Source organism: Kitasatospora sp. NPDC051914, assembly GCF_040680995.1.
Taxonomy (GTDB): domain Bacteria; phylum Actinomycetota; class Actinomycetes; order Streptomycetales; family Streptomycetaceae; genus Kitasatospora.
Window position 1 is genome coordinate 1 of the sequence record NZ_JBFAXX010000027.1, and the last position, 13120, is coordinate 13120.

Here is a 13120-nt window from a genome sequence, read left to right on the forward strand (position 1 = left end):
ACGTTTCAAACCTTAGCCGATCCCCGCTCCGAGAAGCGAATCGGCCGCAATCCGAATGCAATTCCTATAAACAGGCACGCCGAATTCGCACTGGGGCGCGACAAGACGCGACCCAGCCCGAGCCGGGAAGTGGTGTTTCAAGGGACTGGCCGCCCCGGGACCGTCCGCGCAGAACGCTCGTCCGGTGCTCCCTGCCAGGCAACTCGAAGAACTTTACACATCCGACGCCTCCGGTTCAAGTGGCAGCTGGAAGGCCAGCACGGCCACGTCGTCGTCGTGCTCCGCCGTGACGCCCATGGCCCGCAGCAGCCGGGCGCAGACCACCTCAGGGCTGCCGGCGGCGCCGGCCAGGGTGCGGGCGAGCAGGTCCAGGCCGTGGTCGATGTCCTCGTCGCGGCGCTCGACCAGGCCGTCGGTGTAGAGAACGCCGGTGGTGCCGGGCAGGAGCTTCAGGGTGTGGGAGACGTGGCTGCCCGTCCCTGTCCCGAGCGGCGGGCCGTTCTGCTCCTCTCCCTGCAGGACGCTGCCGTCGGGGCAGCGCAGTAGCAGGGGGAGGTGACCGGCGGAGGCGTACTCGAGGGTGCCGGGGGCCGGGTCCCAGACCGCGTAGGTGCAGGTGGCGATCTGGTTGGCGTCGATCTCCATGGCCAGGCCGTCGAGGAGGCCCATGACCTCGTGCGGCGGGAGGTCGAGCCGCGCGTAGGCGCGGACGGCGGTCCGCAGCTGGCCCATGACGGCTGCGGCGCGCAGGCCGCGGCCCATCACGTCGCCGATGACGAGGGCGGTGCGGCCGTTGCCGAGGCGGATCACGTCGTACCAGTCGCCGCCGACCGCGGCGTCGGCGCCACCGGGCTGGTAGGTGGCGGCGACCCGGAGGTCGGCGGGCTGTTCGAGCTTCTGCGGGAGGAGGCTGCGCTGCAGGGTGACGGCGGCCTCGCGCTGGCGGCGTTCGGCTTCCCGGACCCGGGTGGCGGCCTGGACCTGGTCGGTGACCTCGGCGGCGTAGATGAGCAGGCCGGCGGGAGGGCGGGACAGGTCCTGGGCGGCGGGGCGGAGCGGCTCGGCGCCGTCCTGCGAGGCCGGGGCGGGCGGGGCCGGCGCGGGGGCGGCGGCCAGCGGGACGCAGGCGACGTTGTAGTAGCGGCTGCCGGCGGCGCCGAGGATGCAGCGGGCCTTCACGCTGCGCGGCCGTCCGCCGCGGAGGGCCTGGTCCATGAGGGGGAGGACGCCGAGGGCGCCGAGTTCGGGGAGTCCCTCGGCGGCGGGCAAACCGGCGGTGCGCTCGCCGAAGAGCTCGCGGTAGGCGTTGTTGGCGTACCCGAGCTGGTGGAGCGGCCCGTAGGTGACGGCGACGGGGGCCGGGAGCCGGTCGAGGACACCGCGCAGCTCGTACAGCTCGTGGATCTCGCGGTGGTCGAGGGCGCCGGGCGCGGCGCCGGGGTCGCGGGGGCCGGGGAGGGGGACGGTTTCGATGGACGTCGAGGACGGGGCGGGGCGCCATGGGGTTCCGGTGAGCCGAGCGCTCCAGCGCATGAGGTTCAACGTCGGCCGCTTCCTCGGGGTGTGGGGGCTTGCGGTTTCTGAGTGGCCATCACACGACGTGCCCGGGGCGGCACGGGTGGTGATGATCGGGTGGGCTGATCCTGTCAGGCGGAGGTGTCGTTCCGGAAGTCGTATCGCCGGTCCGGCGCATTCGCTACAGACCGGCGTGCGCGGGGGCGCTAACCGTGCTCGGGGAAGCCTGACTCGAACTCCGCGCGCGGGTGCTCGATGGAGCCCAGGGAGACGACTTCGCGGCTGAAGATCCCGCCGAGCAGCCAGTCGGTGAAGACCCGGACGCGGCGGTCGAGGCTGGGCAGTCGGCGCAGGTGGCGGGCCCGGTGGAGCCACCAGGCGCGGCGGCCGGTGACCCGCCCGCGCCGGGTGTGGGCGACGCCGCGGCGCAGTCCGAGCGAGGTGGAGCAGTGGACGCGCTCGGGGCGGTACGGGGCGGGGGTGCGGCGTTCCAGGTCGGCCGCCAGGTTGTCGGCGAGGAGCCGGGCCTGCGCGAGCGCGTGCTGGGCGTTGGGGGCGCACAGCGCGTCCTCGGACGCCGGGTCGGGGACGGCCGCGCAGTCGCCGGCGGCCCAGGCCCCGGCGAGGGGTGCGCCGCCGGGTCCGCGGACCTGGAGGGTGGGCAGGCAGCGGACGCGCCCGGTGGCGTCCAGCGGGAGGTCGGTGTCGCGCAGCAGCGGGGCGGGGCGGACTCCTGCCGTCCAGACCAGGGTGCGGGCGGCGAAGCGGCTGCCGTCGGAGAGGGCCATGACCCGGTCCGCGGCGGACTCCAGCCTGGTGGAGAGGCGGACGTCGATGCTGCGTTCGCGCAGTTCGGCGAGGGTGTGGGCGGCGAGGTCGGCGGGCTCCTGGGGAAGGATGCGGTCGGTGGCCTCGACGAGGAGCCAGCGGAGGTCGTCGGCGGTGAGGTTGTGGTAGCCGCGGACGGCGTACCTGGCCATGTCCTCGAGCTCGGCGAGGGCGCTCACGCCCGCGTATCCGGCGCCCACGAAGACGAAGGTGAGGGCGGCCTGGCGGAGCTCCGGGTCGCGGGTGGAGGAGGCCAGGTCGAGCTGCTCCAGCACGTGGTTGCGGAGGGCGACCGCCTCGCCGACGGTGGAGAAGCCGAGGCCGTGCTCGGCGAGGCCGGGGACGGGGTCGGTGCGGGAGACCGCGCCGGGGGTCAGCACCAGGTGGTCGTAGCGGAGTTCGGTGACGGCGGGGGCGGTGCCGCGGGGCGCGGTGTCGACCAGGGCGCGGCGTCCGGCGTGGTCGATGCGGGTGATCCGCGCGGTGAGCACGCGGCACTGCGGGAGGACCCGGCGCAGCGGGACGACCACGTGGCGGGGGTCGATGCTGCCGGCGGCGACCTCGGCGAGCAGCGGCTGGTAGGTCAGGTAGGGCTGCGGCTCGACCACGGTGATCTCGGCCTCGCCGGTGCGCAGCCGGGCGGCGAGGGACTGCTGGAGTGCGAGGGCCGCGGCCATGCCGGCGCATCCGCCGCCGACGATGAGAATCCTGATGGGGCACCCCCTGCCGTCCGTGGGCCGTGTGACCTGTTTCACGTCCCGCGGGGACGCCCTCCAATGAGGCAATGCGGGGGGTGGGTTTGTCCACAGGGCGAACCGGATCGGCTGGGTCGGATGTGGCCTCCGTGGCCGGATGTGTCGCGGCGGGGGCGGTTCGCGGGAGTCCGATCGGGTGCGGGAGGTCCGCTTCTGCCACGAACTCGCCTGAACTATGGTCGGATTGTGCTCCGTCAAGGTCGGGGTCGATCGAACCGGCGGCCGACTGGCCGGCGGGGAAGTGGGGAAGGGTGTAGTCCGCACCCGTGAGTTGCGGACGGCATGAGGCCGCACCGGGGGGTGCGGCCGGCTGGGGCGGGCGCCGACGGTGCCCGCGGGGGAGGGTTGAAGTGACGGATCAGGATCGCCTGTCGGGTGGCGTGGTGTCGCCGGTGCACGGGCGGGGCGGGACGGGCCACGGCTCGGTCCCTGAGCAGCGCGGCCCGGCCGGGGCGGAGCTGCTGGCGGCGGGCGGGCCGGCGGCCTCCGGGCGGCCGGGGCGGCTGCGTGTGGATGCCCGGCGCAACCTGGAGAGCGTGCTGCGGGCGGCCCGCCAGGTGTTCGGCGAACTCGGCTACGACGCGCCGATGGAGGAGGTCGCGCGGCGGGCCGGGGTGGGTGTCGGCACGGTGTACCGGCGGTTCCCGAGCAAGGAGGTGCTGGTCCGCCGGATCGCGGCCGAGGAGGTCGCCTGGCTGACGGCGCAGGCCCGTGAGTCGCTGTACGGCGGCGGCACGGCATGGGAGTCGCTGGCGGAGTTCCTGGGACGGGCGGTGGCGTCCGGCGCGGGCCGGCTGCTGCCTCCGGAGGCGTTCCGGTACGCGGTCGAGCTGGGCCGGGTGCCCGGGCAGCGCGGGTCGGAGGCCGGGCCCGAGGTGCTCGGTGCGGAGGACCGGGCTGCGGCGGACGCCGATCCGCGGCTGCTGCTGCAGCTGGTGGCGGCACTGGTGGCGCGGGCGGCCTCGGCCGGTGAGCTGCGGGCCGGGGTGACGGTGTCGGACGTGGTGCTGGTGCTGACGGCAGCGGTGCCGGTGCATGCGGCTGCGGCCCTCCCCGGGGACGGCGATCCGACGGACGGTCAATCCGGTGATGCTCCGGCGCAGCGGCTGCTGCAGATCCTTTTGCAGGGTCTGCAGGCGCACTGAGCAAGGGAGTTGTTGCCGGGCCGGGTGTCCGGTGCGGCGCTCGTACGAGTGGGTCGCGGCAGGTCCGGCTTCCGGCCGGCGCTGTGCTATGCAATCCTTTGCCCGTGCTTGGAGCCATTGTCCCGTTGCGCGCCGTTCCCGCAGTTCGCTGCCGGTGCCCGGTCGCCGGTGCCGTGGCGGCACCTCCGGCGGTGGTGCCCGGTCCGGTGGATTCCGGGGGGCGCCGGTGAGCGCCGAGGAGCGGAACGAACCCGGTGCGGGCGCGGGCCCGTCCGGCCATGTGCCGGACCAGGCGGGTGCGCCGCTGCGCGAGTCGCTGGTGGGCCGGGTGCCCGGCCAGGCGGCGGCCGGCCAGGGCGGTGTGACGCCGGAGGCGTTCGTCGGGGAGGAGTTGCCGGCGCGCGCCGTGGTGCCCGCGCCGGCCGAGCCGGTGGACGGCGAACGCCCGCCTTCCGATGCCGAGTTGACGGACCGGGTGCGGTCCGGTGACGACGCGGCGTACGAGGAGGTCTACCGGCGGCACGCGGATGCGGTGCGCCGCTATGCCCGGACCTGCTGCCGGGACAGCTTCACGGCGGAGGATCTCGCCGGTGAGGTGTTCGCCCGGACGCTGCAGGCGCTGAAGGCGGGCCGGGGGCCGGAGTTCGCCGTCCGCGCGTACCTGCTGACCGCGGTGCGCAATGTGGCGGCGGCCTGGGCGCGCAGCGAGCGGCGCGAGCAGCTGGTCGACGACTTCGGTTCGTTCACCCAGGGTTCGGGTGCGGCGATCGAGTACGACCTGGCCGATCCGGGGGCGGACGCCTGGGCGATGGCGTTGGCCGACCGCCGGATGGTGATGCGCGCCTATGCCGAACTCCCTGAGGACGACCGGGTGGTGCTGTGGCACACCGAGGTCGAGCGGGAGTCGCCGAAGACCGTTGCGGTGATGCTGGGCAAGACGGCCAATGCGACGGCGGTGCAGGCGCACCGGGCCAGGGACCGGCTGGCCGCGGCCTTCCTCCAGGCGCACGTGTCGGGCAGCCAGGAGCAGTCCTGTGCGGCGTACGCGAACCGGCTGGGTGCGTACGCCCGGGGCTCGTTGCGCAAGCGGGCCACCACCGAGGTGGGTCGGCACGTGCAGGAGTGCGCGCGCTGCACGGCCGCCTGCCTGGAGCTGGCGGACATCAACCACAGTCTGCGGGCCGTGCTGCCCGGGGGCGTGCTGGTGTGGGTGGGTACGGGCGCCTTCACGGCTGCTGCGGCCGCGGTGCTCGGCGGTGCCGCGGTGGCGGGGGCGGCGGTCGGTGCCGCGGCCGCGGGCGGTGCCGCGACGGCCGGCGGTGCCGCGGCGGGCGGCGCGGGCTCGGTCGGCGTGGTCGCCGGCGAGGGCCTGGGGGTCGCGGCCAAGGCCGGGATCGCGGCGAGTGTGGCGCTGGCCGCGGCGGCCGTGGCCGCGTACGCGCTGAGCGGCCCGTCGGACGCTCCCCCGGTGGCCGCGCCCCGGCCGATGGCGTCCGCCCCGGAGCGGCCGCCGGTGCCCCGTGCTCCGGAGCCGGTGCCGAGTCCGTCGGCGAGCCCTGGGGCGGTGCCGCAGCCGGCGCCGCCGCGGCGGCCCGCGGTGCCCGTCCCGACCCCGACGCCGACCGCGTCGCCGGTGGTGGAGCCGCCGTCCCCGGTGCGGACCCCGGAGCCCGTCCCGACCCCGACGCCGACCCCGCAGCCCCCGACGCCCACGCCGACGCCGTCGCCGACGCCCACCCCACCGGTGCCCACCGTGTTCTGGCTGGACGACCTGCCGTTCGCCGGTCCGGGACGGCGGGAGGCGCAGGCCGAGGGCCGGCCGAGCATCCGGCACGGCGGCGGGACGCTGGCGCAGCGGCCGGGCCTGTGGATGGCCGGGCGGTGGCACTGGCACGCACTGAGCGTCCACGTGCCGTCCCGGGTGGCGGTGGACCTGAACCGCAGCTGTACCGCGTTCGACGCGGTGGCCGGTCCTGACGACCTGGCGGTCGGCCACGGGAGTGTGGTGTTCAGCGTGCAGGGCGGCGACGGCACGGTGCTGTGGCGGTCGGGCCCGGTGCGGGCCGGCAGCGGCCCGGTGCGGGTGCACGCCGCGCTGGCCGGTCAGACCTCGATCCGGCTGGTGGCGGAACGGGTCGACGGCGGCCGGGCGCTGATCGACGTCGCCGACTGGGCGAACGCCCGGCTCACCTGCTGACGGGTGGCCGGGCGCGTCCGCCGGAGCCGGTCAGACCGCGCAGGAGCCGTCCGCGCAGGCCCCGTCGGCGGCCTCGGTGCCGGGTGCCGGGACGAGGGCGCCGGTCTCCTCGGCGACCTGCTGCAGAACGCGCAGGAAGGTGTCCGCCTCCTGGCCGCCCTGCACCGCCCAGCGGCCCTCGAAGACGAAGGTCGGGACGGCGCTGATGCCGAGCGCCCGGGCCCGGTCGAGCTGGGCCCGGACCTCCTCGGTGCCCTCCTCGCCGGACAGGTAGGCGGCGGCGCGCCCGCCGTCCATGCCGGCGGCGACGGCGATCTCGGTGAGCTGCGCCCGGTCGCCGATGTCCACGCCGTCGGTGAAGTGCGCCTTGAGCAGCCGCTCCTTGAGGTCGGCCTGCACGGCGGCGCCGTACTCGGTCTCGGCGAGGTGCAGCAGGCGGTGGCCGAGGAAGGTGTTGGCGTGCAGGGCGGCGTCGAAGTCGTAGGTGATGCCCTCGGCGGCGCCGAGCTCGGTGACCCGGGCGTCCATGGCGACGGACTGCGGGCCGAAGCGGGCGGCGAGCCAGTCGCGGTGCGGGGTGGCCTGCTCGGGGGCGTCGGGGACGAGCTGGTACGGCCGGTAGACCACCTCGACGGCGTCCTTGCCCGGGAAGCGGTCCAGCGCCTGCTCGAAGCGGCGCTTGCCGATGTAGCACCAGGGGCAGGCGATGTCGGAGTAGATCTCGACCTTCATGGGGTTGCGGCTCCTGTTCGAGGGTTGCGGTCCGTGCGCGGGCCAGGGGGTGCGGGGCCCGGTCCACAAAGGGTTGAACGGTCAACTGTCGACCCGCATTCCCGGCCGCGTGCCGGGGTCGCCTTTTCCTTCGGAGCGGCGGAATGTTCGGCCCGCCGAAGGGCGCGGCTACGCTGGGCCCATGGCCGAGCGACCGGACCCCGCCTCCGCTGACCGCCCCCGCGACGCGGTGCTCGCCCAGGTCCACGAGGCCTGCCGGGCGTCCGGCGCCGCGGCGGCGGCCTTCCGCACCGCGGTCGCCGAGAAGGCCGGTCTGGGCGCGAGCGAGGCGAGGGCGCTGGACCTGCTGCAGCGCGGCGGTCCGCTGACCGCCAAGGAACTCGCCGAGCGCTCCGGCCTCGCACCCGCCTCGGTGACCGGGCTGGTCGACCGCCTGGAACGCAAGGGGTTCGTCCGCCGCGTCCCGCACCCGGCCGACCGGCGGCGCGTCCTGGTGGAGCACCGGCCGGAGGCGTCCGCACGGCTGGCCGCGCTGTCCGAGGACTGGGAGCGCGAGGTCGGCGGGCTCTGCGAGGAGTTCGGCACCGCGGAGCTGGAGGTGGTGCTGCGGTTCCTGGCCGGCAGCGCCGCCCGGCAGCGGGCGGCGGCGGCGCGCCTGGCGATCTGACGCACCCCACGCGGAGGGTGCCCCGGTCAGTCGGCGGGCGGGGCCGGGACGACCAGCACCGGGCAGTTCGCGTGGTGCACCGCCGCGGTGCTCACCGAGCCCAGCAGCAGCCGGGTGAAGCCGCCGTTGCCGCGGGTGCCGAGCACCAGCGTGTGCTGCCCCGCGGAGGCGGCGAGCACCACCTCGATCACGCTGCCCAGCACCACGTGCAGCTGCAGTTCCCCGCCGTACGGCCTGGCCCGGGCGGCCTGGACGGTGTCCACCGCGCGGCGCAGCCCGTCGGCCATGCTCTCCGCCAGCAGTTCGATGCTCGGCTGGACGAGTTCGACCATGCCGGGCGGGTAGCCGGCAGGGGAGGGGTTGACCACGGCCAGGACGTACAGCGGCAGGCCGAACAGTTCGGCCTCGGTCATCGCCCGGTCGAGCGCCCACAGCGAGCCGTCGGAGCCGTCGCAGGCGGCCAGGACGCCGGGGCGGCCCGCCGGGGGCGGCTCGGCGAGCACGGGCAGGGGGACCATCGCGGCAGCCACCCGGTCATGATGCCGCGTCAGCGTGGCCCGCCACGGACGGACGCGCCGGGGCCGGACTCCGCGACCGGCTAGGGCCCGCCCGGCCGGGTTCAGGCCGGTCTGGCGAGGGCCTTGCGCTCCACCGGTGGGAGGCCCGTCCAGCAGGAGCCGTGCCGGCGCGCGGCGACGCGGCGCAGCCAGAGCTCGGTGGCGATCAGGTCGGCGAGGCCGGCCAGGGTGCCGGGAGGCAGTCCGCTGCCGGGTTCGGCGGCGGTGGCGAGGGTCTGCCGGACGGCGGGCAGGTCGATCAGGCCGGCTTCGGCGAGGAGCGGGCGGTGGAAGAGCTCGGCCAGGCCGTCGGCGGCGCGGCGCAGGCCGGCGCGGGCCTCGTCGGCGCGGTCGGGCCTGGGGGTGCGGCCCCAGTCGGCGGGCAGGTCGGTGCGTCCGGCGCCGGTGAGGACCGAGCGGAGCAGGGCGTGCCGGGCGCCGGGCTGCAGCCGGGTGTCGTCGGGGAGCAGCCGGGCCGCGCGGACGACCTGGTTGTCGAGGAAGGGCGCGTGCAGACGCTGGCCGCGCTGTTCGGCGGCCTGGACGAGGGTGCGGTAGGCGGTGGCGTGCCGGTGCAGGGCGAGGCGGGCGCGGCGGGCGCCGGGGTGTTCGGCGGGGGCCGGGCCGCGGGCGGCCGTCCGCAGCCGCTGGGCGACGGTGGCGAGGGCCTCGTCGGAGAGCCAGCGGGCCGCCGGGCCGGGCACGGTCCAGGCGAGGTCGGCGGCGGAGCTGGCGCCGGCGGTGCCGGGCGGTTCGGCGAAGTGGCGGACGGTCAGCCGGACGGCGAGGTCGTCGAGCGCGTCGGCGTAGCCGGTGCGGGCCAGCCGGTGGGCGGCGCGCAGCACGGTGACCGGGGTGCGGACGGTGCCGGTGAGGGCTCCGGCGGTGGCGCGGTCGGCTCCGGCGAGGGCGGCGACGGGGGCGAGGAGTTCGCGGGCGCGGCCGGCCCGGACGAGGTCGGCGAGGCGGGCGGGATGGCCGTCGAGGACCTGGCGGGCGCCGTAGCCGGTGAGGTGGTCGGTGCCGCCGGCGCGGAAGCGGGCGGCGGTGAGGGCGGCGGCGGTGAGGGCGGGCCCGGGTTCGTCGGTGAGCGGTCCGGCGAGCGGGTCGTCGGCGACGTCGGTGTACGGGAGGCCGGGCGGGACGACGACGTGCCGGAGCCGGGGGACGTCGACGGCCAGGGCGAGCCCGTCGGTGTCGGCGTGGGTGACGGCGGTGAGGGCCTCGCCCTCGTTCCCGGGGGTGGTGTCGGCGGCGGGCCGGCGGGCCCAGGAGCCCTTGACGGCGCCGGTGCGCGGTGCCGTGGCGGCCGGGCGGGCGGGGAAGCGGCCGGCCGGTCCGGCGGCGGGGGCGATCGGGACGGCGGCGGCGAGCAGGGCGACGGTGGCCGAGGCGGTGCCGTAGGAGAGGTCGACGCCGAGCCGGGGACGGTCGGCGGCGTCCTCGGGGGTGCTGGGGGCGGGGTTGTGCGCGGTGGTGCGGACCCGGCAGCGGACGGCCTCCAGCAGGGTCCGGGTGAGTTCGCGGACGGCGGGGGCGTCCTCGCGGCGGCCGGGGCCCGGGTCCTGCTCGTAGGAGGCGAGGTAGGGGCGGCCGCCGCGGATGCCGAGGGAGTGTCCGGGCGGCACCCGGTGCACGCCCGCGTAGGGGGTGCCGTGGCCGAGCGCCTCGGGCGACTCGGGGCAGGCGAGCAGGGCGGCGAGGTGGCCGGTGTCCACCGGTGCGCCGATCAGGTCGGCGAGCGGCAGGGCGGCGGTGGCGTAGGCGGTGCCGCCGTGCCAGGGGGTGTGGAAGACCGGCTGGGCGCCGGCGAGGTCGGTGAGCAGCACGGTGGAGCGGGTGCCGGTGCGCAGGACGGCGGTGTAGCTGCCGGGCCAGCCGGTGAGGTGGCGGACGGCCCCGCCGCGGGCCGCGGCGAGGCCGTCGGCGAGTTCGGCGTCGGTGGCGCCGCAGCGGCCGAGGACGGCGAGGCGGGTGGTGGCCGGGGTGTCGGCGGGCTCGGTGTCCGGCCTGCCGCCGGGGGGCGGGCCGGTGGTGACGACGGGGTCGGCGCCGGGGCGCAGGGTGACCAGGCGGATCTCGTCGTGCCGCCAGTCGCCGACCGCCCAGAGCGGGTTGGGGCCCGTCCACAGGGCGGTGCCGGCGATCGGGCGGACGCCTTCGGGCGAGGGGCCGCCGGTGCCGTGCGGCCCTCCGCTCCAGCCGGTGAGCCACCGCATCGCGCCTCCACCTGACGAGGGGTCGAGCGCACGGGGTGTCCGGAAACGGTGCGCCGCAGGAGACATCGTGCCACCGGATGTGCGCCGTGTGACCCGAGTTGCGGCAGCGGATCACGGCGGACGCACGGAAGCGGCGGCCGACCGGCCCGGCCGGATCACCCGATCTGATGGCCCGTCACTCCGTCTGCGGGGCAGGGCGGCAGCGCGGGGGCGGGCCTGCGGGGGCGCGGCCCGGCCGGCGGACGGGCCGGCCGAGCGGCGGTGCCCCGCGGGCGGACCGGGCCGCCCCCTCCGTGGCCCGGGTCGCCCCCTGCGCCTCGTGGCATGGACATCGACGGATGGCCGAAAGGCGTCGCACTGCCCGGGAGGGCATCCGCATGCCCTCCCGGACCCACCGCTGCCCGCGGGGATGGCGGCAGCGGTTCCCCCGGCCCGCCGGGTCCTCGACGGCGGGCCGATCCACGGGGTCCAGCGAATCGCCCACCTGCCACTGCGGCCAGGGGGCACGGGCGGGCGCACATGGGCACGGGACCGGAGCACGGGAGTCCGGGACGGTGCACGGCCGAGCAGTGGATTCCGTCGCACCCTCGGGCGGACCGTCGCCGACAGGCCGTTCGGGCGCGCGATCCCGCCATCCGGAATGCGGCCTCTTAACCCTCGGAACGCGTCCGACTACGCTAGGTGCAGCGGGTGGCCGCACTTCGCGCGCCACCCTCCGCGCAGGACCTCGCCAGGGGGTGCCACCGCCACCATGACCGCCAGCTCACGAGGGCCGAACGAACGGCTCGGCGCACTCCTGTCCCTCGCCCAGATCAGCAACGCCGGCCTGGCCCGCCGGGTCAACGACCTCGGTGCGCAGCGCGGTCTGACGCTGCGCTACGACAAGACGTCGGTGGCGCGGTGGGTCACCAAGGGCATGGTGCCGCAGCGGCCGGTGCCCCATCTGATCGCGACCGCGCTCGGCAGCAAGCTGGGCCGCCCGGTGCCGCTGGAGGAGATCGGGCTGGGCGACACCCAGCCGACGCCGGAACTCGGCCTGGAGTTCCCGCGCGAGGTCCCGGAGGCGGTGCGGTCGGCGACCGAGCTGTGGCGGGTCGACCTGGACCTGCGGCGCGGCCCGGGCGGCGGCCGGTGGAGCGACAGCCTGGCGGGCACGTTCTCGGTCTCGGCGTACGCGACTCCGGTCTCCCGCTGGCTGATCACCCCGGCGGACGGCTCGGTGGCCCGGGAGGCGGCCGCACCGGACCGCTCCGGGTACCGGGTCGGCCACTCGGACGCGGCGAAGCTGCGCGAGGCGGCCCAGGAGGCCCGCCGCTGGGACTCCAAGTACGGCGGCGGGGACTGGCGTTCGTCCATGGTGCCGGAGTGCCTGCGGGTGGAGGCGGCGCCGCTGCTGCTCGGCTCGTACAGCGACGCGGTGGGCCGGGCGCTGTTCGGTGCGACGGCCGAACTGACCAGGCTGGCCGGGTGGATGGCCTTCGACACCGGCCAGCACGAGGCCGCGCAGCGGTACTACATCCAGGCGCTGCGCCTGGCCCGGGCGGCCGGGGACGTGCCGCTCGGCGGGTACGTGCTGGCGTCGATGAGCCTGCAGGCGGTGTACCGGAACTTCCCCGAGGAGGCGGTGGACCTCGCGCAGGCCGCGCTGGAACGCAACCGGGGGCTGGCCACGGCCCGGACGATGAGCTTCTTCCACCTGGTGGAGGCGCGGGCGCAGGCGAGAGCGGGCAACGCGGCGGCCTGCGCGACGGCGCTGGTCGCGGCCGAGGGCGCGCTGGACCGTTCCCGGCCCGGCGACGCCGACCCGACCTGGATCGACTTCTACACCTACGACCGGCTGGCGGCGGACGCCGCGGAGTGCTTCCGCGACCTCGGCATGCCGTCCAAGGTGCGGCAGTTCACCCGGGAGGCGCTGGCCAGGCCGACCGAGGGGTACGTGCGCTCGCACGCGCTGCGGCTGGTGGTCTCCGCGATGGCCGAGGCGGAGGCCGGGGACCTGGACGCGGCCGTGGCGGCGGGGGAGCGCGCGGTGGACGTGGCCGGGCGGATCTCCTCGCAGCGCAGCCGGGAGTACGTGCTGGAGCTGCTGCGCCGCCTGGAGCCGTTCCAGGACGAGCGGCGGGTGCGGGAGTTGACCGAGCGGGCGCGGCTGGTGCTGGCCGGCTCGACCTGACCCGGCGGATATTCGGGTGCGCGGCCGGCGGCCGGGTGGCTAACGTCTTACTCGTCCAGGTGCGCAGGCAGAGGTTACTTCCACTGTTAATGGGCGGGTCGCGGGTTCGAGTCCCGCCATCGGCTTCGGGCCGGTGTAGCTCAGTCGGTAGAGCAGCACACGTCACCTCCGCCGCTTCTGTTCTCTGGACACCTACACGTTCATACGACTGCCACCTCCCGGTGCGCAGGACCGGTTACTTCCTCCAACGAAATGAGCCGGCACCCACTTTTGATCTCGGGAGGCGTCGCGCCGGGGCGTCCGGTGCGCAGGCCGCGGCTCCTTCCAGTGGA

8 protein-coding genes and 1 pseudogene are annotated in these 13120 nt (G+C 76.3%); 4 read left to right on the forward strand and 5 right to left on the reverse strand.

Annotated features, from left to right (window positions below; genetic code table 11):
* Positions 1 to 255 precede the first annotated feature (255 nt).
* Positions 256 to 1533 (reverse strand): annotated as a pseudogene (locus AB0M03_RS19075) (SpoIIE family protein phosphatase); the annotation flags it as partial.
* Between the two features lie 188 nt (positions 1534 to 1721).
* Positions 1722 to 3056, reverse strand: coding sequence for an FAD-dependent oxidoreductase (locus tag AB0M03_RS19080; protein ID WP_363492818.1), 1335 nt, complete (start codon positions 3054 to 3056; stop codon positions 1722 to 1724).
* A gap of 500 nt (positions 3057 to 3556) precedes the next feature.
* On the opposite strand from AB0M03_RS19080, the gene AB0M03_RS19085 reads away from it, so the two are divergent.
* Positions 3557 to 4243, forward strand: a complete 687-nt coding sequence (locus tag AB0M03_RS19085) for a helix-turn-helix domain-containing protein (protein WP_363492819.1) — start codon at positions 3557 to 3559, stop codon at positions 4241 to 4243.
* 226 nt (positions 4244 to 4469) lie between these two features.
* Positions 4470 to 6440 (forward strand): sigma-70 family RNA polymerase sigma factor, encoded by a 1971-nt coding sequence (locus AB0M03_RS19090; RefSeq protein ID WP_363492722.1) that lies wholly within the window; start codon positions 4470 to 4472, stop codon positions 6438 to 6440.
* 30 nt (positions 6441 to 6470) lie between these two features.
* On the opposite strand, the gene AB0M03_RS19095 is transcribed toward AB0M03_RS19090, so the two are convergent.
* The gene (locus AB0M03_RS19095) at positions 6471 to 7172 is read right to left on the reverse strand and encodes a DsbA family oxidoreductase (RefSeq protein ID WP_363492723.1); all 702 of its coding nucleotides are present in this window, start codon (positions 7170 to 7172) and stop codon (positions 6471 to 6473) included.
* Positions 7173 to 7353: 181 nt separating this feature from the next.
* Here AB0M03_RS19095 and AB0M03_RS19100 point away from each other — a divergent pair, with 181 nt between their 5' ends.
* Positions 7354 to 7839, forward strand: a complete 486-nt coding sequence (locus tag AB0M03_RS19100; RefSeq protein ID WP_363492724.1) for a MarR family transcriptional regulator — start codon at positions 7354 to 7356, stop codon at positions 7837 to 7839.
* Positions 7840 to 7865: 26 nt separating this feature from the next.
* Here AB0M03_RS19100 and AB0M03_RS19105 read toward each other — a convergent pair whose 3' ends face one another.
* On the reverse strand, positions 7866 to 8369 hold the full coding sequence (locus tag AB0M03_RS19105; RefSeq protein WP_363492725.1) for a universal stress protein: 504 nt from the start codon (positions 8367 to 8369) through the stop codon (positions 7866 to 7868).
* Positions 8370 to 8458: 89 nt separating this feature from the next.
* The gene (locus tag AB0M03_RS19110) at positions 8459 to 10615 is read right to left on the reverse strand and encodes an asparagine synthase-related protein (protein WP_363492726.1); all 2157 of its coding nucleotides are present in this window, start codon (positions 10613 to 10615) and stop codon (positions 8459 to 8461) included.
* A gap of 751 nt (positions 10616 to 11366) precedes the next feature.
* Here AB0M03_RS19110 and AB0M03_RS19115 point away from each other — a divergent pair.
* Positions 11367 to 12788 (forward strand): MFS transporter, encoded by a 1422-nt coding sequence (locus AB0M03_RS19115; RefSeq protein ID WP_363492727.1) that lies wholly within the window; start codon positions 11367 to 11369, stop codon positions 12786 to 12788.
* The last annotated feature ends 332 nt before the right edge of the window (positions 12789 to 13120 follow it).